Genomic DNA, 21,303 nt, shown 5'->3' on the forward strand with positions numbered 1-21,303 from the left:
CCGAGGATCAGCTCGCTGCCATCAAGCGCCCACACTTATCGGCTGTTAATTTTTAAAGAGCATGTCTGCGAGGGATCTTGAACCCCTCAGCAGCGCTGCGTTTTCAGCAGCAGAGAAGCGAGATTATGAACCGTGTTTCGCAGTTCGTCAACAACTTTCTGAACGACTTCGTTGCGACTGCGGGGCTCAACTTCCGTACCGCCGAGGCTCGCTACTTCCGAACCCCAACAGCACTGCTTCCCTTCCCTCCGCGCCGCGTTTCCGTTAGCGCGAAAGAGGCGTGATTCTAAGCACCTGTCCCCATCCATGCAAGCGCTTTTGTGAAGAAAGTTTGAAAAAGCCTCCGTGCGCTACCGCGCACGGAGGCTTTTGATGAGCGGGGCAAGGCGATCACGCCGATAACCGGTGCAGGCCAGCCACCGGACACCCGACCGACGCCCGTCGATCAGCGGTGCTTGAAGACCGGCTTCCGCTTCTCGACGAATGCCGCCATCCCTTCCTTCTGATCTTCGGTTGCGAACAGCGAATGGAACAGCCGGCGCTCGAAGTGAACGCCTTCAGCCAGCGTCGTCTCGTACGCGCGGTTCACCGACTCCTTGACCATCATGACTGCCGGCAACGAAAACTCGGCGATCGTGGTGGCGGCGGCAATCGCCTCGTCGAGCAGCTTGTCGGCGGGCAGCACGCGTGACACGAGCCCGGCACGCTCCGCTTCGACAGCGTCCATGAAGCGCGCGGTCAGGCACATGTCCATCGCCTTCGCCTTCGATACCGCGCGGGGCAAACGCTGCGTGCCGCCCGCCCCCGGCATGACGCCCAGCTTGATTTCCGGCTGACCGAACTTGGCCGTGTCCGCCGCGAAAATGATGTCGCACATCATTGCCAGCTCGCAGCCACCGCCCAGCGCAAAGCCCGAAACCGCGGCAATGATCGGCTTGCGGATCTCGCGGACCGTCTCCCAGTTGCGCGTGATGTAGTCGCCCCGATAGACATCCATATAGGAGTAGGTCGCCATCATACCGATGTCCGCACCGGCCGCGAACGCCTTTTCGCTCCCGGTCACGACGATCGCGCCGATGTCGTCGTCCGCATCGAACGCCTTCAGCGCGGCGCCCAGCTCATCCATCAGCGCATCGTTCAGCGCATTCAGCGCCTTCGGACGGTTCAGCGTCACCAGACCGACACGCCCCCGGGTCTCCACCAGGATGTTCTCGTAAGCCATCTATTTCTCCTCGATCAATGAAATGAGAAACGCCTCGCACATGCGAATAGTTTGATGCTACCATTCTCCGACCAACCGGTCGGTTAATTAATCGATCCAATCCCTCTCAACGTTCATCAGGCCGCCGCCATGACCCATGCCCTGTTCACGAAGCACGAAGACACGCTGAAACACGCACTCGCCGCCATCGAGAGCCGCGGGTACTGGAGCCCGTTCGCCGAAATGCCGAGCCCCAAAGTGTACGGGGAAAGCGCAAGCGCGGACGGTGAGGCCGCGTTCAAGTCGCACCTCGACACGACCTTCGTACTCGACCAGCCGGCGACCGGTGAAACGGTCGGCGCCGAGCGCTCGCCGTACGACATCGCGCTGGGCGTCCGGTACCCGAAATCGACGCCCGACGCACTGATCGCCGCCGCCGCCGCCGCGCAACGCACGTGGCGCGAAGCTGGCCCGAGCGCGTGGGTCGGCGTCAGCCTCGAAATCCTGGCGCGCCTGAACCGCGCAAGCTTCGAAATTGCCTACAGCGTGATGCACACCACCGGGCAAGCCTTCATGATGGCGTTCCAGGCCGGCGGCCCACACGCGCAGGACCGCGCCCTCGAAGCGGTCGCCTATGCGTGGGACGAGCTGCGCCGCATCCCGGCCGATGCGCACTGGGAAAAGCCGCAAGGCAAGAACCCGCCGCTCGCGATGCACAAGCGCTATACGATCGTGCCGCGCGGCACGGGCCTCGTGCTCGGCTGCTGCACATTCCCGACCTGGAACGGCTACCCCGGCCTGTTCGCCGACCTGGCAACCGGTAATACGGTGATCGTCAAACCGCACCCGGGCGCGATCCTGCCGCTCGCCATCACGGTGCGGATCGCCCGCGACGTGCTGCGCGAAGCCGGATTCGACCCGAACGTCGTCACGCTGCTTGCGACCGAGCCCAACGACGGCGCGCTGGTCCAGGAACTCGCGCTGCGCCCCGAGATCAAGCTGATCGACTTCACCGGCAGCACGCAGAACGGCACGTGGCTCGAACGCCATGCCCATCAGGCACAGGTCTACACCGAAAAAGCCGGCGTCAACCAGATCGTGATCGATTCGACCGACGATCTGAAGGCCGCCGCCAAGAACATCGCGTTCTCGCTGGCGCTGTACTCCGGCCAGATGTGCACCGCACCGCAGAACATCTACGTGCCGCGCGACGGCATCCGGACGGCCGACGGCCACGCGAGCTTCGACGAAGTCGCGCAAGCCATCGCGGTTGCCGTGCAGAAACTCACCGGCGACCCGGCACGCTCGGTCGAACTGATCGGCGCGATCCAGAACGACGGCGTGACCGCGCGCATCGACGACGCACGCAAGCTCGGCCGCGTGCTCGCCGACAGCCAGACCCTCCAGCACCCCGCGTTCCCCGATGCGCGCGTGCGCACGCCGCTCGTGCTGCAACTCGACGTGGCCGACCGCGAGAAATTCACGCAGGAGTGGTTCGGCCCGATCTCGTTCGTGATCTCGACCGACTCGACTGCCCAGTCGCTCGACCTGGCCGGTGAAATCGCCGCCGAGCATGGCGCACTGACCCTCTCCGTCTACAGCACCGACGACGCGATCGTCGATGCCGCGCACGACGCGGCGGTGCGTGGCGGCGTCGCGCTGTCGATCAACCTCACGGGCGGCGTATTCGTCAACCAGTCGGCCGCGTTCTCCGACTTCCACGGCACGGGCGCGAACCCGGCGGCCAACGCCGCGCTGGCCGATCCGGCATTCGTCGCCAACCGGTTCCGCGTGGTGCAAAGCCGCGTCCATGTTGCCCCGAAGGCGGTACCTGCGGAAGCCGGCCAGACGGCATAACCCGATTGGCCGACGTGCAAACGCCGCCATGTTCTCTACCATGAACGAATCCGCCACCCGGCGGGTTCGTCACTCATCGATACGCCCATGACAGACGCCTACATCTGCGATGCGATTCGCACCCCCATCGGCCGCTACGGCGGCGCCCTGAAAGATGTCCGTGCCGACGACCTCGGCGCGGTGCCGCTCAAGGCGCTGATCGAGCGCAACCGCGACGTTGACTGGGCGGCGATCGACGACGTGGTCTACGGTTGTGCGAACCAGGCCGGCGAGGACAACCGCAACGTGGCACGCATGTCGGCGCTGCTGGCGGGCCTGCCCACTGCCGTGCCCGGCACGACGCTGAACCGGCTGTGCGGCTCCGGGATGGACGCGGTCGGCACGGCCGCGCGCGCGATCAAGGCAGGTGAAGCACGTCTGATGATTGCTGGCGGCGTCGAGAGCATGACGCGCGCACCGTTCGTGATGGGCAAGGCCGCGAGCGCGTTCGCGCGCCAGGCCGACATCTTCGACACGACGATCGGCTGGCGCTTCGTCAATCCGCTGATGAAGCAGCTGTATGGCGTCGATTCGATGCCGGAGACGGCCGAGAACGTCGCGCTCGACTACGACATCAGCCGCGCGGATCAGGACCTGTTCGCACTGCGCAGCCAGCAGAAAGCCGCGCGGGCGCAGCAGGACGGCACGCTCGCCGAAGAAATCGTCGCGGTCACGATTCCGCAGAAGAAAGGCGATGCCATCGTCGTGTCGCGTGACGAGCATCCGCGCGAAACGTCGCTCGAGGCGCTTGCGAAGCTGAAGGGCGTCGTGCGCCCGGACGGCTCGGTGACGGCCGGCAACGCGTCGGGCGTGAACGACGGCGCCTGCGCGCTGCTGCTCGCCAATGCGCAGGCGGCCGACCAGTATGGCCTGCGCCGCCGCGCGCGCGTCGTCGGCATGGCGACCGCCGGCGTCGAGCCGCGCGTGATGGGCATCGGTCCCGCGCCGGCCACGCAGAAACTCCTGCACCAGCTCGGGATGCGCATCGACCAGTTCGACGTGATCGAACTGAACGAGGCGTTCGCGTCGCAAGGTCTCGCCGTGCTGCGCATGCTCGGCGTCGCCGACGACGATCCGCGCGTGAACCCGAACGGCGGTGCGATCGCGCTCGGCCACCCGCTCGGCGCATCGGGCGCCCGGCTCGTCACCACGGCGCTCCATCAACTCGAGCGCACCGGCGGCCGGTTCGCGCTCTGTACGATGTGCATCGGCGTCGGCCAGGGCATCGCGATCGCGATCGAACGCGTGTAACCCACGCACCGTCCGCCTATAACGAAGTCATGAAGGAGACACTGCATGTCCTATCAGGCGATCCAGCTGGATATCGATCAGGCCGCGGGCGTGGCCACGATCACGCTCAACCGGCCCGACAAGCTGAACAGCTTCACGCGGGCGATGCATCGCGAACTGCAGTCGGCGCTCGATGAAGTCGAGGCGACCAGCGCGCGTGCGCTGATTCTGACGGGTGCGGGCCGCGGCTTTTGCGCGGGCCAGGATCTGGCCGACCTCGACTTCACGCCGGGCGCGTCCACCGATCTCGGCACGCTGATCGACGAGCATTTCAATCCGCTGATCCGCCGCCTGCAGCGTCTGCCGATTCCGGTGATCGCGGCCGTCAACGGCACGGCCGCCGGCGCCGGCGCGAATCTCGCACTTGCGTGCGATCTGGTGTTTGCCGCCCGTTCGAGCAGTTTCATCCAGGCCTTCGTCAAGATCGGGCTTGTGCCCGATTCGGGCGGCACGTGGTTCCTGCCGCAACGCGTCGGCATGGCACGCGCGCTGGGGCTCGCACTGACCGGCGACAAGCTCGGCGCCGAACAGGCCGAACAGTGGGGTCTGATCTGGCGTGCGGTCGACGACGAAGCGCTCGTCGCGACAACCCGCCAGCTCGCCACCCAGCTCGCGCAGCAGCCGACGCTCGCCATCGCATCGATCAAGCAGTCGATGCGAGACAGCGTCACGAACACGCTCGATCAGCAGCTCGACCTGGAACGCGACCTGCAGCGCAAGCTCGGCCAGTCGCACGACTATGCGGAAGGCGTGCAGGCCTTCATCGAGAAGCGCGCACCGCGCTTCGAGGGACGTTGACATGACGAACGCCACCGCCACGCTCGCCCCCGATGCGCTCGCCCGCGCGACCGCGCGGGCCATGTACGACGCCGACGCCTGCAGCCGCGCGTTCGGCATGGAGATCGCCGAAGTACGCGCGGGCTACGCCCGCCTGCAGATGCGCGTGCGACCCGAATTCCTGAATGGGCACCAGACCTGCCACGGCGGGATCATCTTCACGCTCGCCGATTCGACGTTCGCGTTCGCGTGCAACTCGTACAACCTGAGTGCGGTCGCGGCCGGCTGCTCGATCGAATTCCTGCGCCCCGTGCACGGCGGCGACGTGCTGACGGCCGAGGCGATCGAGCAGGCGCGCGCCGGCCGCCACGGCATCTACGACATCCGCGTCACGAACCAGACAGGCGACACGGTCGCGATGTTTCGCGGCAAATCCGCCCAGATCAAGGGCACGGTCATCCCGGAAGACCGCTGACGTCGACGGCTCGCCCATAACAAACACTGGAGACATGCATGACTACCCCGCTACCGCTCGAGCCGATCGAGACCGCCTCACGCGACGAGCTGACCGCGCTGCAGCTCGAGCGCCTCAAGTGGTCGCTCCGGCATGCGTATGATCACTCGCCCGTCTATCGCCGCAAGTTCGACGAAGCCGGCGTGCATCCGGACGACCTGAAGACGCTCGCCGACCTGTCGCGCTTCCCGTTCACGACCAAGGGCGACCTGCGCGACAGCTATCCGTTCGGGATGTTCGCGGTGCCGCAGGACCGGATCTCGCGCATCCACGCGTCGTCGGGCACGACCGGCAAGCCGACGGTCGTCGGCTATACGGCTGCCGACATCGATACGTGGGCGAATCTCGTCGCCCGCTCGATCCGCGCCGCCGGCGCGCGCCGCGGCGACAAGGTGCACGTCAGCTACGGCTACGGGCTGTTCACGGGCGGGCTCGGCGCGCACTACGGCGCAGAACGCGCGGGCCTCACCGTGATCCCGTTCGGCGGCGGCCAGACCGAAAAGCAGGTACAGCTGATCCAGGATTTCCGGCCCGACATCATCATGGTCACGCCGAGCTACATGCTGTCGATCGCCGACGAGATCGAGCGCCAGGGCCTCGATCCCGTGCAAAGCTCGCTGCGCATCGGCATCTTCGGCGCGGAGCCGTGGACCAACGACATGCGCGTCGCCATCGAACAGCGGATGGGCATCGACGCAGTCGACATCTACGGACTGTCCGAAGTGATGGGCCCCGGCGTGGCGTCCGAATGCGTCGAGACCAAGGACGGCCCGACCATCTGGGAAGATCACTTCTATCCGGAAATCATCGATCCGGAAACCGGCGAAGTGCTCCCGGACGGCGAACTCGGCGAGCTCGTGTTCACGTCGCTGACGAAGGAAGCGCTGCCGATCATCCGCTATCGCACGCGCGACCTCACGCGCCTGCTGCCGGGCACCGCCCGGACGATGCGCCGGATGGAGAAGATCACCGGCCGGTCGGACGACATGATGATCGTGCGCGGCGTCAACGTGTTCCCGACGCAAATCGAGGAACAGTTGCTCAAGCAGCGCGCGCTCGCGCCGCACTATCAGATCGTGCTGACGAAGGAAGGCCCGCTCGACGTGCTGACGCTCAACGTCGAACCCTGCCCGGAAACCGCGCCCGACACCGCGGCGATCCAGGTGGCAAAACAGGCGCTCGCGTACGACATCAAGTCGCTGATCGGCGTGACGGCCGTGATCAACGTGCTGCCCGTGAACGGCATCGAGCGGTCGGTCGGCAAGGCGCGCCGGGTCGTCGACAAGCGCAAGGGCTGAGGTCGCTCGCCACCTGTACGTCGCCCAACGGCGAATCCGTGCCGGCAAATGAAACAGCCCGATCGGCCAACACCGATCGGGCTGTTTCAATTCCAAAGCGTCGTTCGACGCGACATCGCTGCATCACGCGAACCTAAATCACAGGGCCACACCCGCGATCAGACCGTCGGCATGCGCCACGCACCCGAGACACGCCACGAACCCCGCGGCTCATGCACAGACCGCCTCCTCCGTGCAGCCCGCGTCATCCCGAATCACGAATTCGGGAACAGCAGCCACATCCGGCCGACCTGCTTCATCCGGCCAGCCTGATCACCCGCATCGTCGCCGAGCCCCCAGAAATAGTCGGCCCGCACGCCCCCCTTGATCGCCGAGCCCGTATCCTGCGCGAACACGAGCCGGTTCATCGGCGTATTCGTCAGCGGACGCGTGGTCTGCAGAAACACCGGCGTGCCGAGCGGGATCGACGACGGATCGACCGCGATCGAGCGCTCCGGCGTCAGCGGCACGCCGAGCGCGCCGATCGGACCGTCCGCGCCGCCATGCGGCGCATCTTCCTTGGTCGGCATGTCGCGGAAGAACACGAAGCGCGGATTCGTGTCGAGCAGCGCGTCGACGCGCGTCGGGTTCGCCTTCGCCCACGCCTTGATGCCCTGCATCGTCGCCTGCGCGGGCGTCAGCTCGCCGCGATCGAGCAGCCACTTGCCGATCGAACGGTACGGCTGGTTGTTGGTGCCGCCGAAGCCGACCCGCATCACCGAACCGTCGTCGAGCAGCACGCGACCCGAGCCCTGCACCTGCAGGAAGAACGCCTCGATCGGATCGTCGACCCACACGAGTTCGTTGCCGTTCAGGATGCCGGCGCGCTCGAGCTGCGCGCGTGCCGGCAGCGGGGCGCCCGCGCGATAGCCGGCCGGCCAGCGATAGAGCGCGTACTGATACGGGCCGCGGCGCACGCGCGAACCGTGCAGCAGCGGCTCGTAATAGCCGGTCACGAGCCCGTCGAGCGTACCGTCGGTATTCGCGAGCTGGAACGGCGTGAAATACGTTTCGAAGAAAGTGCGGGCGCTGCTGACGTCGAGTTCGTCGAGCCGGTCGGCGGCCGCGCAAGCGCGCGCCCAGGCCGGCTGGCGCGCGAGCCGCGCGCAGTTCTGCCGCAGCGCGGCCGTCGCGCCGATCAACGAATCGTCCTGCCAGCCCGGCACCTGCTGCCACGCGACCGGCGTGAGCCGCTTCGCGGCGACCTGCCCCGGCACGATCGCCGCGCCGGTCGGCGGCTTCAGCGCGGAGGTCCGCGTCGGCGCACCACCGCACGCCGCGAGCAGCGCCGCCGCCGCGGCGGCGGCCATCCACCCGGCCAGCCGGGGCCCAAACCACATACAATGTCCGTTCTTGATGGAAACCGCCATGTCAGATTTTCTCGACCAATATCCGATGCTCATCTTCGCGCTCGAAGCCTTCGTAGCGCTTGCCCTGCTGATCTTCATCGTCGTGTGGACGTCGTCGGGCAGAAAGAAGCAGGCCCGCCACAACGACCGCCAGCCGCGCTGACGCCCGTCGCACACTGCACGCTCAATGCAGCGTGCGCGGCATGTGCAGGGCGAACTCGTCGACCGGCGCCTCGAAACGCTCGCCGTCTTCCGCCACGCAGAAGTACGCACCGCGCATCGTGCCGACCGGCGTCGCGATCACGGCCCAGCTCGTGTATTCGAAATGCTCGCCCGGCTGCAGCAGCGGCTGGTGCCCGACGACGCCGAGTCCCTTCACTTCCTGCACGTGGCTCTCGCTGTCCGTGATGATCCAGTGACGGGCGATCAGTTGCGCCGCGACCTGTCCGGTATTGCGGATCGTCAGCGTGTACGCGAATGCGTATTGACGGTGATCGGGGTCGGATTGTTCCGGCAAGTAGCTGGTTTTCACCGAAACGGTGAACTGATACTGACTCATGGTGTGTCCGCTCTAGGTAACCGCGCGCGCCGACTCGAGCGGCCGGGCCGCGGGCGCGCCGCATTGGTTCGGCATTCTATGCGCAATCGGGCCGCAACCGCACGGCCTGCCGCCGCGCACCGGGTCGCCGGACGGTAGAATGACGGTTTTGCGCCGCAACGTCCCCCGCTCCCCTGTCATGACTCAATTCCGCATCGCTCCCAGCATCCTGTCGGCCGACTTTGCACGGCTCGGCGAAGAAGTCCGCAACGTGGTCGCCGCCGGCGCCGACTGGATTCACTTCGACGTGATGGACAACCATTATGTGCCGAACCTGACGATCGGCCCGCTCGTCTGCGAGGCGATCCGCCCGCACGTGCAGGTGCCGATCGACGTGCACCTGATGGTGCGCCCGGTCGACCGGATCGTGCCCGATTTCGCGAAGGCCGGCGCGAACCTGATCAGCTTCCACCCGGAAGGCTCCGATCACATCGACCGCACGCTGTCGCTGATCCGCGACCACGGCTGCAAGGCCGGTCTCGTGTTCAATCCGGCCACGCCGCTGAACTACCTCGACCACGTGATGGACCGCCTCGACTTCGTGCTGCTGATGTCGGTGAACCCCGGCTTCGGCGGCCAGTCGTTCATTCCGGAAACGCTGAACAAGCTGCGCGAGGCGCGTGCGCGCATCGACGCGTACACCGAGCGCACGGGCCGCGAGATCCTGCTCGAAGTCGACGGCGGCGTGAAGGCCGACAACATCGCGGAAATCGCGGCGGCCGGCGCGGACACGTTCGTCGCGGGTTCGGCGATCTTCGGCAAGCCCGACTACCGCAAGGTGATCGACGAGATGCGCGCGGCGCTCGCGACCGTCGAACGGAGCTGACGCCGTGGCCGACTCGTCGTTCGCCGGCCGCGCGCCGGCCGAGGCCGCCACGGACGCGGCCCCGATCCGCTTTGCCGCGCCGCGCATCGACGCCGCGCTGATCGACCTCGACGGCACGATGGTCGATACCGCCGACGATTTCACGGCCGGCCTGAACGGGATGCTCGCGCAGCTCGGCGCGCCGGCCACGTCGCGCGACGAAGTGATCGGCTACGTCGGCAAGGGCTCCGAACACCTGATCCAGAGCGTGCTGAAGCCGCGCTTCCCGGCCGACGAAGCGCACGCGCGCTTCGACGACGCACTGGCGATCTATCAGAGCGAATACGCGAAGATCAACGGCCGCCACACGCGCCTCTATCCGGACGTGGCAGCCGGCCTCGATGCACTGCGCGCGGCCGGCATCCGGCTCGCGTGCGTGACGAACAAGCCGCACCGCTTCGCGGTCGAGCTGCTCGAACAATACGGGCTGGCCGGCTGCTTCGGCATCGTGCTGGGCGGCGACAGCGTCGCGCGCAAGAAGCCCGACCCGCTGCCGATGCTGACGGCCTGCGACGCGCTCGGCGTCGCGCCGGACGCCGCGGTCGCGATCGGCGACTCGGAAAACGATGCGCTGGCGGGCCGCGCGGCCGGGATGGCGACGCTGACGGTGCCGTACGGCTACAACCACGGCAAAGCTATACAAACGATAAATTCGGATGGTATAGTCGATTCGTTGCTGGTCGCGGCTCGCGCAATTTCCGCGCACAACGCCGGCCGGCCAACCATCTGATTATTTCTTCCATCCGCATGTTTCTGAATAAAAAACGGAGTCTGAGCAGCATCGACCGGGGAGCCTGGCCCTGGCGTCGCTGGTCGCGCTAACCTCTTCGATGAGGTACGCTGAAGCACGTCTTCAGCGCCGTTTTTTATCTCGCTGCGCATCCGCGCGCCGACCGTCGCACCACCTCGAGTTCCACCGCGTCCGAACGCTCGCGTTCAGGACCGGCCGCAGGCTCGCGACGTTCACGCCCGGAGTGCCGGCCGGCAACAGGCACTTCTCGATCGACCGCCCTTTCGCCGACGGCCACCCGCGCAGCGTCAAGTGATCCCTGGCGCACACGCCGCTCGTCCCGAACAGGACCGGAACATGACCGAACTCGAATTCCAATCGCTCGCGAACGAAGGCTACAACCGCATCCCGCTGATCGCGGAAGCCCTCGCCGATCTCGAAACGCCGCTGTCCCTCTACCTGAAGCTGGCCCAGCCCGAACGCGCGGGCGCCAACTCGTTCCTGCTCGAATCGGTGGTCGGCGGCGAACGCTTCGGCCGCTATTCGTTCATCGGCCTGCCCGCCCGCACGCTGGTGCGCACCCGCAACGGCGTGTCGGAAGTCGTGCGCGACGGCCAGGTCGTCGAGACGCACGACGGCGACCCGTTCCAGTTCATCGAATCGTTCCAGGCGCGCTTCAAGGTCGCGCAGCGCCCGGGCCTGCCGCGCTTCTGCGGCGGCCTCGCCGGCTACTTCGGCTACGACGCGGTGCGCTACATCGAGAAGAAGCTCGCGAACACCGCGCCGCGCGACGATCTCGGCCTGCCCGACATCCAGTTGCTGCTGACCGAGGAAGTCGCGGTGATCGACAACCTCGCCGGCAAGCTCTACCTGATCATCTACGCGGACCCGGGCCAGCCCGAAGCGTACGCGAAGGCGAAACAGCGCCTGCGCGAACTGAAGCAGCGCCTGCGCACGACCGTGCAGCCGCCCGTCACGTCGGCGAGCGTGCGCACCGAGACGTTCCGTGAATTCAAGAAGGACGACTATCTGGCCGCCGTGCGCCAGGCCAAGGAATACATCGCCGCCGGCGAGCTGATGCAGATCCAGGTCGGCCAGCGGCTGACGAAGCCGTACCGCGACAATCCGCTGTCGCTGTACCGCGCGTTGCGTTCGCTGAATCCGTCGCCGTACATGTATTACTACAACTTCGGCGATTTCCACGTGGTCGGCGCATCGCCGGAAATCCTGGTGCGCCAGGAAAAGCGCGGCGAAGACCAGATCGTCACGATCCGCCCGCTCGCCGGCACGCGCCCGCGCGGCAACACGCCCGAGCGCGACGCGGAACTCGCGACCGAGCTGCTCAACGACCCGAAGGAGATCGCCGAGCACGTGATGCTGATCGACCTCGCGCGCAACGACGTCGGCCGCATCGCGGAAATCGGCTCGGTGCAGGTGACCGACCAGATGGTCATCGAGAAGTACTCGCACGTGCAGCACATCGTCAGCTCGGTCGAAGGCAAGCTGAAGCCCGGCATGACGAACTACGACGTGCTGCGCGCGACGTTCCCGGCCGGCACGCTGTCCGGTGCGCCGAAGGTGCGCGCGATGGAACTGATCGACGAACTCGAGCCGGTCAAGCGCGGGCTGTACGGCGGTGCGGTCGGCTATCTGTCGTTCTCGGGCGAGATGGATCTCGCGATCGCGATCCGCACGGGCCTGATCCACAACGGCAACCTGTACGTGCAAGCGGCAGCCGGCGTCGTCGCGGATTCGGTGCCCGAATCCGAATGGCAAGAGACCGAGAACAAGGCGCGCGCGGTGCTGCGTGCGGCCGAACAGGTCCAGGACGGCCTCGATAGCGACTTCTGACCGGAGACTGACCATGCTGCTCATGATCGACAACTACGACTCGTTTACCTACAACCTGGTCCAGTACTTCGGCGAACTCGGCGAGGACGTGCGTACCTACCGCAACGACGAAATCACGCTCGACGACATCGCGCGCCTGAACCCCGACGCGATCTGCCTGTCGCCCGGCCCGAGCAATCCGCAGCACGCGGGCATCACGCTCGACGTGCTGCGCGAATTCGCGGGCAAGAAGCCGATCCTCGGCGTCTGCCTCGGCCACCAGGCGATCGGCGAGGCATTCGGCGGCCGCGTGGTGCGCGCGAAGACCATCATGCACGGCAAGGTAAGCCGGATCGAAACCGACTGCCGCGGCGTGTTCGCCGACCTGCCGAAGCATTTCGACGTGACGCGCTACCACTCGCTCGCGATCGAGCGCGAATCGCTGCCGGACTGCCTCGAGGTGTCCGCGTGGACCGACGACGGCGAAATCATGGGCGTACGCCACAAGACGCTGCCGGTCGAAGGCGTGCAGTTCCACCCGGAATCGATCCTGTCCGAGCACGGCCATGCGCTGCTCGAGAATTTCTTGAAGCAGACGCGCGGAGCGGCCCGCGCGGCCGCGCCCACCGCCTGACGGGAGCCTCACGATGACGATTACCCCGCAGGAAGCGCTGCAACGCACGATTGAGCACCGCGAGATCTTCCACGACGAAATGCTGCACCTGATGCGGCTGATCATGCGCGGCGACCTGTCGCCCGTGATGGCGGCCGCGATCATCACCGGGCTGCGCGTGAAGAAGGAGACGATCGGCGAGATCGCCGCCGCCGCGACCGTGATGCGCGAATTCGCGAACCACGTCGAGGTGCAGGACAACTCGAACTTCGTCGACATCGTCGGCACCGGCGGCGACGGCTCGCACACGTTCAACATCTCGACCGCGTCGATGTTCGTCACGGCCGCCGCGGGCGCGAAGGTCGCGAAGCACGGCAACCGCGGCGTATCGAGCAAGTCCGGCAGCGCCGACGTGCTCGAGGCGCTCGGCGTGAACATCGACCTGCAGTCGGACCAGGTCGCCGCGTCGATCGCCGAAACCGGCATGGGCTTCATGTTCGCGCCGAACCATCACCCGGCGATGAAGAACATCGCGGCCGTGCGCCGCGAGCTCGGCGTGCGCACGATCTTCAACATCCTCGGCCCGCTGACCAATCCGGCCGGCGCGCCGAACCAGCTGATGGGCGTGTTCCACGCCGACCTCGTCGGCATCCAGGTGCGCGTGATGCAGCGCCTCGGCGCGCAGCACGTGCTCGTCGTGTACGGCAAGGACGGGATGGACGAGGTATCGCTCGGCGCCGCGACGCTCGTCGGCGAATTGCGCGACGGCAAGGTGCACGAATACGAGATCCATCCGGAGGACTTCGGCCTGCAGATGGTGTCGAACCGCACGCTGAAGGTGGAAAATGCCGACGAATCCCGCACGATGCTGCTCGGCGCGCTGGACAACCAGCCGGGCGTCGCGCGCGAGATCGTCACGCTGAACGCGGGCACCGCGCTCTATGCGGCGAACGTCGCCGAATCGATCGCGGACGGCATCCAGCTCGCCCGCGAAGCGATCGCGAGCGGCAAGGCCCGCGCGAAAGTCGACGAACTCGTGCGCTTCACGCAGCAGTTCAAGCGCTGACCCTCTTACGAATCCAGCAGGAACCCACATGAGCGACATTCTCGACCGAATCATCGCCGTCAAGCGCGAAGAAGTCGCGGCGGCCATGCGCAGCACGCCGCTCGAGGCACTGAAACTCGACGCATCGGCGCGCGACCTGCGCGACTTCGTCGGCGCGCTGCGGGCGAAGCACGCGGCCGGCAACGCCGCCGTGATCGCCGAAATCAAGAAGGCGAGCCCGTCGAAAGGCGTGCTGCGCGAGCATTTCGTGCCGGCCGACATCGCGCGTTCGTATGCGGCGCACGGCGCCGCGTGCCTGTCGGTGCTGACCGACGAGCAGTTCTTCCAGGGCGGCGTGCGCTATCTCGAGGAAGCGCGCGCGGCCTGCTCGCTGCCGGTGCTGCGCAAGGACTTCATCGTCGACGCATACCAGATCGTCGAAGCCCGCGCGATGGGCGCCGACGCGATCCTGCTGATCGCCGCCGCGCTCGACACGCCGCTGATGCAGGATCTCGAAGCGTATGCGCATTCGCTCGGGCTCGCGGTGCTGGTCGAAGTACACGACCGCCACGAGATGGAACAGGCGCTGACGCTGAAGACGCCGCTGCTCGGCATCAACAACCGCAACCTGCGCACGTTCGAGACGTCGATCCAGACCACGCTCGACATGCTCGACATGATTCCGGCGGACCGCATCGTCGTGACCGAATCGGGCATCCTGTCGCGCACCGACGTCGACACGATGCGCGCGGCGAACGTGAACACGTTCCTCGTCGGCGAAGCGTTCATGCGCGCCGACCAGCCGGGCGAGGAACTCGCACGGATGTTCTTCTGATGGCGATCGAAAAGGAAATCAAGCTCGCGCTGCCGGCCGGCCAGGCCGACGCCGCGCGCCGCTTCTTCGAGACGCTGACCGGCGAACCCGGCCACGCGATCACGCTCGCGAACGTCTATTACGACACGCCCGATCTCGCGCTGGCGCGCTCGAAGAGCGCCGTGCGCGTGCGCCGCACGCCGGACGGCTGGCTGCAGACGTTCAAGACCGTCGGCAGTGCGGAAGGCGGCCTGCACCGCCGCCACGAATGGGAACTGCCGGTCGCCGGCGACGCGCTCGAAATCGACGCGCTCGTCGCGGCTTGCGACGTGCCGGAAGCCGCCGCCGCGCTGAATGACGCGGCCGGCGCCCTGTACGCGCTGTTCCGCACGGATTTTTCGCGTACGCTGTGGCGCATCGCAATCGGCGGCGCAACCGTCGAAGCCGCGGTGGACCTCGGCGAGATCGTCGTCCAGGCGGAGCGCGACACGCGCCGCGAACCGATCAGCGAAATCGAACTCGAACTGATCGACGGCCCGGAAACGGCGCTCGCGACGCTCGCCGCCGAACTGCAGCAGGCGCTGCCGGGCCTCGTTCCCGAAAACATCAGCAAGGCGCAGCGCGGCTACCGGCTGCGCGCGCAATAAACACGCATCACGCATGGCAACCCGCAAGACTTCCCGCGCGCCGCAACAGGCGTCGCTGTTCGACGATCCCGTGCCGGAAACGGCACCGGCCGATCTTCCGTCCCCGGCTTCCGAGCCACCCGCGGCCGCGCGCAAAGCCGCGAAGAAAACCGCCGCGCCGGCGTCCGCGCCGGCCCCGGCCGCCGCAGCACCGCAGTCCGTTGCCGCCGACGTACCGCATCTCGCCGCGCAATTCGACGCGCTGCCGGCCGTCTGGCGCGACGTGCTGAAGCCGTTCATCGACAGCGACGCGTACGCGCCGCTGTGCCGCTTCGTCGACGACGAGCGCGCGGCCGGCAAGACGGTCTACCCGACCGACGTGTTCCGCGCGCTGCGCCTGACGCATCCCGACGACGTCAAGGTCGTGATCCTCGGCCAGGACCCGTACCACGGCGACGATCGCGGCACGCCGCAGGCGCACGGCCTCGCGTTCTCGGTGCCGCCGGCCGTGCGCACGCCGCCGTCGCTGCGCAACATCTTCAAGGAAATCGCCGCGAACTTCGGTCACGACACGCCGCGCCACGGCTGCCTCGATACGTGGGCGCGGCAGGGCGTGCTGCTGCTCAACACCGTGCTGACGGTCGAGCGCGGCGCGGCCGCGAGCCACGCGAAGCGCGGCTGGGAACAATGCACGGACACGCTGATCCGCGAACTCGCCAACCGCCATCGCGGGCTCGTGTTCATGCTGTGGGGCGCACATGCGCAGGCCAAGCGCGCGCTGTTCGATCCGAGCGAACACTGCGTGCTGGAGGCGCCGCACCCGTCGCCGCTGTCCGCGCACCGCGGCTTCCTCGGCTGCCGCCATTTCGCGCTCGCGAACGACTATCTGGTCGACGCGGGCCGCGCACCGATCGACTGGCGCCTGCCGGACGTGGCCGAAACGTTCGCGTAACGGCCTCGGCGGCCGGTTCGCCAGCCACCCCACCGCATGCAAAAACGCCGCGTCCCTTTCGGGGCGCGGCGTTTTTTTATCGGGCGACGCAGCGGGTGCGTCGCACCCGCGTCGAGCTTGCGCGTTACGCGGCGGCGATCGCTTCGCGTGCGCTGGCCAGTGCGGCGCTTTGCGCATCCGGACCGAGGTTCAGGCCTTCCGCATGGATGAAATTCACGTCGGTCAGGCCGATGAAGCCGAGGAACGAACGCAGGTACGGCGTGTGGCTGTCGTTCGGCGTACCGAGGTACTTGCCGCCGCGGGCCGTCACGACGTGAACCTTCTTGCCCTTGATCAGGCCTTCCGGACCGTTCTCGGTGTAACGGAACGTGACGCCTGCGCGGGCGATCCAGTCGAAATACGTCTTCAGTTGCGACGAGACGCCGAAGTTGTACATCGGCGCGCCGATCACGATGATGTCGGCAGCCTGCAGTTCGGCGATCAGTGCATCGCTCTTCGCGACGATCGCATTCTGTTCCGCGGTGCGCTTGTCGGCCGGCGTGAAGAACGCGCCGAGCACCGATTCGTCGAGGTGCGGCAGCGCATCGGCCAGTAGGTCACGAACCACGACGTTCGCGCCGGGATTCGATTGTTGCAGCTTTGCCGTCAGTTCGTTGGCCAGCAGCGTGGATTGCGCACCTTGCGAACGCGCGGCGGAATTGATTTGCAGAATGGTCGTCATGTCAGGCTCCAGTGGGGTTGCGCTTCAGTAGCGCGAGTGACGCCATTGTGCGTGGCCATATGACCGCGAAAAAGCGGGTTCAGGGCGACGGATTGTTGCAACAACGGAACAATCCTTGATCGCGCCCCGATACCCGCGTGCGTCCGCTTACCCCTTCAGCCAGGCTTCGCGGGCCTTCGTGGCCGCAGCCGGCTTCGCGGCCGCCGTCAGCCGGTAGCGGGTGACTTCCGGACCGTCGAGCTTCAGCTTCGCGGTACGCAGCTCGTCGCGGCGGAACGCGTGAACCTCGACCTTGTCGCCCGGCCGGTAGCGGGCCAGCAGCGCATCGAGGTTCGTACCCGTCACGCGCAGGCCGTCGACCGCGATCAGCGTGTCGCCGGCCGACAACCCCGCGCGATGCGCGGCGCCGCCTTCGTAGACCGCCGCCAACGTGCAGTCCGCGCCGCCGCGCGGGCGCGCGCCGATCGTCGGCTTCGCGGCCGCGCCGGTCGCGACATCGGGCGTCAGCGTCACGCCGAACGGCGCGAGCAGTTCGGCGAGCGGCAGGTCGCGCGTGCCGTGCACGGCGTCGGCGAACAGGCGGCCGAGCGCGACGCCCGTCGCCTCTTCGATCAGCGTCTCGACTTCGTTTTCCTCGACGCCCGCCTGCTGGCCGCGATAGAAGTCGCGGCCGTAGCGTTGCCACAGCAGGCGCATCACGTCGTCGAGCGACTTGCGGTTGCGCGTCTGCGCGCGGATCGCGAGATCGAACGCCAGCGCGACGAGCGAGCCCTTCGTGTAATAGCTGACGATCGCGTTGGTCGCGTTCTCGTCCTGACGGTAGTACTTGATCCACGCGTCGAACGAGCTTTCCGCGACGCTCTGCTTGAGCCGGCCCGTGCCGCGCAGCACGCCGCCCACGGTGCGGCCGAGCGCCGCGAAATAGTCGTCCTGCGACATCAGCCCGCTGCGGACCAGCATCAGGTCGTCGTAATACGACGTGAAGCCCTCGAACAGCCACAGCAGCGACGTGTAGTTCTCGCGGGTGAGGTCGTACGGCACGAACGCCGCTGGCTTGATGCGCTTCACGTTCCACGTGTGGAAATACTCGTGGCTGCAGAGGCCGAGATACGTGCGATAGCCTTCCGTCGTTTCCGGTCGCCCCTTCACCGGCAGGTCGGTACGGTTGCAGATCAACGCGGTCGACGCGCGATGCTCGAGGCCGCCGTAGCCGTCGCTGACCGCGAGCGTCATGAACACGTAGCGCTCCATCGGCGCCTTCTTCGACTTCGGCTCGAACAACGCGATCTGCGCCTCGCACACCCGCTTCAGGTCGTTGCGCAGCCGCTCCAGGTCGAGCTGCGTCACGCGCCCCGCGATCACGATGTCGTGCGGCACGCCGTGCGCGTCGAACGTCGCGAGCGCGAATTCGCCGATCGTCACCGGATGGTCGGACAGCTCGTCGTAGTTGGCCGCGCGATATGCGCCGAAACCGTAGCGCCGGGTGCCGCCCGCTTCGGGCAGTGCGGTGCCGACGCGCCAGGTGCGGAACGCCGCGCCGGCCGGTTTCGCGATATCGACTTCGCACGGCGCGTCCTCGCGACCGGCGACGCTCAGGAACACGGCCGTCGCGTTGAAGAAGCCGCCCGATTCGTCGAGATACGCGGAGCGCACCGACAGGTCCCATGCATACACGTCGTAACGCAGCGTCAACGCGCCGGTCACGGGCGCGGCCTGCCACGTGTGCTTGTCGGTCTTCGCGATGCGCACCTTGCGGCCCGCGTCGTTGAACGCACGCAGCGTCACGATGTTGCGCGCGAACTCGCGCACGAGATAGCTGCCCGGAATCCATACCGGCAGCGAGAAACGCTGGCCTTCGGGATCGGGATCGGCAACCGTCACCGTCACTTCGAACAGGTGCGCGGCAAGATCTTTCGGGACAATCGAATAGCGGATCGGCTGGGTCATCGTGGCAATCGGTCGGTCGAATACGGCGGCGAAAACGAAGAGAGGCGCCGGCAGATCATGCGGGCGCCCCTCGCTGGCCGGGCCATGCGCCCGGCGTGCAGTCGGTTACTTGCTCGAGGCGAGCGCCTGGTTGAGCTGGTCGGCCGATACCGCGCCCGGCAGGCGGCGGCCGTCCGGCAGGAAGATCGTCGGCGTACCTGTGACGTTCATCCCGCGGCCGAGCGCGAGGTTCTTGTCCAGCGCGCTGGTATCGCAGGTACCGGCGCCGGACGGCGCGCGGTGGTCGAGCATCCAGCTTTCCCACGTCTTCGCGCGGTCGGTCGCACACCAGATCGCCTTCGACTTCGCGGTCGAATCCGGCGACAGCACCGGATACAGGAACGTGTAGACGGTCACGTTGTCGACCGACTGCAGCGTCGTCTCAAGCTTCTTGCAGTACGGACAGTTCGGATCGGAGAACACCGCGATCTTGCGGGCGCCGTTGCCCTTGACGACCTTGATCGCATTCGCGAACGGCAGGCTCGCGAAGTCGATCTTGTTGATTTCGGACAGGCGGGCGTCGGTCAGGTTCTTGTGCGTCTTCGCGTCGACGAGATCGCCGAGCAGCACGTAGTCGCCCGCCGCGTCGCTATAGATGATCTGCGAGCCGAGGTTCACTTCGTAAAGGCCTGCAACCGGCGATTTCGACACGCTCTTGATCGGCGCGTCGTTGCCCAGCCGGGCCTGCAGCGTAGCCTTCAGCTTGTCGGTGGTCTGGTCGGCCTGCGCGGTGCAGCCAAGCGTCGCCATCGTGACGGCCAGCGCCAGCGATGCGATGCGGATCGTTTTTTTCATTGAAATCTTCCTTCAGCTCAATCGGAGTGCACGGCACAGTGTACGCCGTAACGGAACCGTCTCCGACCGGCGCGGTGGCGGAAGGTTCGCTCAGCCGAGCGCGGCCGACACGAGCCAGCGCTTCACGAGCGGCTGCGCGCCGACGAACGCCATGCCCGCATTGCGCACCGCCTTCGCGAGCGAGCCCGGCACCGCGAACAGCCGCTGCAGGCCGTCGGTCGCGACCATCAGCGCGCGGATGTCCTCCCGACGCGAACGCTCGTAGCGGCGCAGCAGCACCGTATCGCCGAGGTTGCGGAAGCTTTCCTTGCCCGCGATCGCATCGGCGAGCGCGGCGACGTCGCGCAATCCCAGGTTCATCCCCTGCCCCGCGAGCGGGTGGATCAGGTGCGCGGCATCGCCGACCAGCGCGACGCGCGGCGCGATCAGCTTGTCGACCGTCTGCAGCGCCAGCGGGAAGCCGGCGGCCGGCGTCACGCATTCGAGCGCGCCGACCTGGCCGTGCGACACGCGCTCCACCTCGGCCGCGAGCTGCGCCGGATCGAGTGCGAGCAGTGCGTCCGCGTGCGCGGTGTGCGCGGACCACACGAGCGACACGTGGCCGTCCGGCAGCGGCAGCAGCGCGACGATCTCGCCTTCGTGAAACCACTGGTACGCGGTCTCGCGGTGCGGCAAAGATGCCTTGAAATTCGCGACGACGCCCGTTTGCCGGTAGTCGCGCCGCTCTACCCTGGCCCCCATTTGGGAGCGCACCCACGAATGCGCGCCGTCGGCGCCGACGACGAGATCGGCTTCGAGCACCTGTCCCGACGACAGTGTGAGCACGGCCGCGTCGTCGCGCACGTCGAAGCCCTGCGCACGCGCGTCGAACCACGTCAGGTTCGGCTGGAAGCGCAGCGCGGCGTCGAGCGACGCCTCGACCAGCGACGATTCGGCGATCCATGCGAGCTGCGGCACGGACGCCTGATACGCGGAGAAATGCAGTTCGGCATGCGCATCGCCATACACGCGCATGTCGTAGACGGGCGCGAGCCGGCTGTGGTCGAGCGCCTGCCAGACCCGCAGCCGCTCGAGCAACGCCTGCGAGCTGGACGACAGCGCGTAGACGCGCGTGTCGAACGCGAGATCCGCGGGGCGCGGCGTGGCCGGCTGGGCGAGCAACGCGGTCTTGTAGCCGGACTGGGTCAGCGCGAGCGCGGCCGTCTTGCCGACGAGCCCGCCGCCGACCACGGCGACGTCGAAGGAGTGGTGGGCAGTCATGGCGGGCATTATAGCCGCGGGGCCAAACCCTTACGCGGCCGGACTTTGCGGGAAATCAGCAGAATCGCAGCCCGGTGCGCCGGCGCGGCGGCCCGCCGCATCGG

At 67.1% G+C, this 21,303-nt stretch carries 21 protein-coding genes; 14 read left to right on the plus strand and 7 right to left on the minus strand.

The features are described from left to right. Positions 1-445 precede the first annotated feature (445 nt). Positions 446-1,222 carry an enoyl-CoA hydratase gene (locus H0X95_RS32820; protein ID WP_006491102.1) on the minus strand — a complete coding sequence of 259 codons (777 nt, stop codon included), beginning with the start codon at positions 1,220-1,222 and terminating at the stop codon, positions 446-448. Positions 1,223-1,351: 129 nt separating this feature from the next. Here H0X95_RS32820 and paaN point away from each other — a divergent pair, with 129 nt between their 5' ends. The 5 genes from paaN to paaK all read left to right on the plus strand — a co-directional run bounded on the left by paaN (position 1,352) and on the right by paaK (position 6,976). Then, positions 1,352-3,058, plus strand: coding sequence for a phenylacetic acid degradation protein PaaN (gene paaN, locus H0X95_RS32825; RefSeq protein WP_059723911.1), 1,707 nt, complete (start codon positions 1,352-1,354; stop codon positions 3,056-3,058). 87 nt (positions 3,059-3,145) lie between these two features. After that, positions 3,146-4,348 carry a 3-oxoadipyl-CoA thiolase gene (gene pcaF, locus H0X95_RS32830; protein ID WP_034201054.1) on the plus strand — a complete coding sequence of 401 codons (1,203 nt, stop codon included), beginning with the start codon at positions 3,146-3,148 and terminating at the stop codon, positions 4,346-4,348. 45 nt (positions 4,349-4,393) lie between these two features. Then, positions 4,394-5,185: a 2-(1,2-epoxy-1,2-dihydrophenyl)acetyl-CoA isomerase PaaG gene (gene paaG / locus H0X95_RS32835; protein WP_058901226.1), complete on the plus strand. Its 792-nt coding sequence runs from the start codon at positions 4,394-4,396 to the stop codon at positions 5,183-5,185. A gap of 1 nt (position 5,186) precedes the next feature. After that, the gene (gene paaI, locus H0X95_RS32840) at positions 5,187-5,639 is read left to right on the plus strand and encodes a hydroxyphenylacetyl-CoA thioesterase PaaI (protein ID WP_059723913.1); all 453 of its coding nucleotides are present in this window, start codon (positions 5,187-5,189) and stop codon (positions 5,637-5,639) included. Positions 5,640-5,677: 38 nt separating this feature from the next. Next, positions 5,678-6,976 (plus strand): phenylacetate--CoA ligase PaaK, encoded by a 1,299-nt coding sequence (paaK, locus tag H0X95_RS32845; RefSeq protein ID WP_006491104.1) that lies wholly within the window; start codon positions 5,678-5,680, stop codon positions 6,974-6,976. Positions 6,977-7,230: 254 nt separating this feature from the next. On the opposite strand, the gene mltA is transcribed toward paaK, so the two are convergent. Next, on the minus strand, positions 7,231-8,355 hold the full coding sequence (mltA, locus tag H0X95_RS32850; protein ID WP_049126219.1) for a murein transglycosylase A: 1,125 nt from the start codon (positions 8,353-8,355) through the stop codon (positions 7,231-7,233). A gap of 28 nt (positions 8,356-8,383) precedes the next feature. On the opposite strand from mltA, the gene H0X95_RS36085 reads away from it, so the two are divergent. Continuing rightward, positions 8,384-8,527 carry a hypothetical protein gene (locus H0X95_RS36085; protein ID WP_006482075.1) on the plus strand — a complete coding sequence of 48 codons (144 nt, stop codon included), beginning with the start codon at positions 8,384-8,386 and terminating at the stop codon, positions 8,525-8,527. A 21-nt stretch (positions 8,528-8,548) separates the two neighbouring features. Here the strand turns inward: H0X95_RS36085 and apaG are convergent, their stop codons facing one another. Beyond that, positions 8,549-8,923 (minus strand): Co2+/Mg2+ efflux protein ApaG, encoded by a 375-nt coding sequence (gene apaG / locus H0X95_RS32855; protein ID WP_006477037.1) that lies wholly within the window; start codon positions 8,921-8,923, stop codon positions 8,549-8,551. Between the two features lie 178 nt (positions 8,924-9,101). Between apaG and rpe the strand changes: the two genes are divergently transcribed. The 8 genes from rpe to H0X95_RS32895 all read left to right on the plus strand — a co-directional run bounded on the left by rpe (position 9,102) and on the right by H0X95_RS32895 (position 16,437). Further along, complete coding sequence (rpe, locus tag H0X95_RS32860; protein WP_006482066.1) at positions 9,102-9,788, plus strand: ribulose-phosphate 3-epimerase; 687 nt, start codon at positions 9,102-9,104, stop codon at positions 9,786-9,788. 4 nt (positions 9,789-9,792) lie between these two features. Continuing rightward, on the plus strand, positions 9,793-10,557 hold the full coding sequence (locus tag H0X95_RS32865; RefSeq protein WP_006482056.1) for a phosphoglycolate phosphatase: 765 nt from the start codon (positions 9,793-9,795) through the stop codon (positions 10,555-10,557). A gap of 357 nt (positions 10,558-10,914) precedes the next feature. Beyond that, on the plus strand, positions 10,915-12,408 hold the full coding sequence (gene trpE, locus H0X95_RS32870; RefSeq protein WP_006482077.1) for an anthranilate synthase component I: 1,494 nt from the start codon (positions 10,915-10,917) through the stop codon (positions 12,406-12,408). Positions 12,409-12,421: 13 nt separating this feature from the next. Then, the gene (locus tag H0X95_RS32875) at positions 12,422-13,021 is read left to right on the plus strand and encodes an aminodeoxychorismate/anthranilate synthase component II (RefSeq protein ID WP_006482053.1); all 600 of its coding nucleotides are present in this window, start codon (positions 12,422-12,424) and stop codon (positions 13,019-13,021) included. A gap of 13 nt (positions 13,022-13,034) precedes the next feature. Then, the gene (gene trpD / locus H0X95_RS32880; protein WP_006482067.1) at positions 13,035-14,066 is read left to right on the plus strand and encodes an anthranilate phosphoribosyltransferase; all 1,032 of its coding nucleotides are present in this window, start codon (positions 13,035-13,037) and stop codon (positions 14,064-14,066) included. Positions 14,067-14,094: 28 nt separating this feature from the next. After that, a complete protein-coding gene (gene trpC / locus H0X95_RS32885) occupies positions 14,095-14,880 on the plus strand; it encodes an indole-3-glycerol phosphate synthase TrpC (RefSeq protein WP_048989068.1) in 786 nt (261 codons plus the stop codon). Continuing rightward, positions 14,880-15,506: a CYTH domain-containing protein gene (locus tag H0X95_RS32890; RefSeq protein ID WP_006482076.1), complete on the plus strand. Its 627-nt coding sequence runs from the start codon at positions 14,880-14,882 to the stop codon at positions 15,504-15,506. The genes trpC and H0X95_RS32890 overlap by 1 nt, the downstream gene beginning before the upstream one ends. Before the next feature lie 13 nt (positions 15,507-15,519). Then, on the plus strand, positions 15,520-16,437 hold the full coding sequence (locus tag H0X95_RS32895) for a uracil-DNA glycosylase (protein WP_059723914.1): 918 nt from the start codon (positions 15,520-15,522) through the stop codon (positions 16,435-16,437). 124 nt (positions 16,438-16,561) lie between these two features. Here the strand turns inward: H0X95_RS32895 and H0X95_RS32900 are convergent, their stop codons facing one another. The 4 genes from H0X95_RS32900 to H0X95_RS32915 all read right to left on the minus strand — a co-directional run bounded on the left by H0X95_RS32900 (position 16,562) and on the right by H0X95_RS32915 (position 21,208). Further along, positions 16,562-17,158 (minus strand): FMN-dependent NADH-azoreductase, encoded by a 597-nt coding sequence (locus H0X95_RS32900; RefSeq protein ID WP_006482079.1) that lies wholly within the window; start codon positions 17,156-17,158, stop codon positions 16,562-16,564. 147 nt (positions 17,159-17,305) lie between these two features. Beyond that, complete coding sequence (locus H0X95_RS32905; RefSeq protein ID WP_059723916.1) at positions 17,306-19,105, minus strand: M61 family metallopeptidase; 1,800 nt, start codon at positions 19,103-19,105, stop codon at positions 17,306-17,308. Between the two features lie 105 nt (positions 19,106-19,210). Beyond that, entirely contained in the window at positions 19,211-19,939 is a 729-nt protein-coding gene (locus H0X95_RS32910; RefSeq protein WP_006482072.1) for a DsbC family protein, read from the minus strand. Between the two features lie 90 nt (positions 19,940-20,029). Continuing rightward, entirely contained in the window at positions 20,030-21,208 is a 1,179-nt protein-coding gene (locus H0X95_RS32915; protein ID WP_043204516.1) for a UbiH/UbiF family hydroxylase, read from the minus strand. Positions 21,209-21,303: the final 95 nt, after the last annotated feature.

This window comes from Burkholderia sp. 9779_493, from assembly GCF_015712215.1.
Lineage (GTDB): Bacteria > Pseudomonadota > Gammaproteobacteria > Burkholderiales > Burkholderiaceae > Burkholderia > Burkholderia cenocepacia.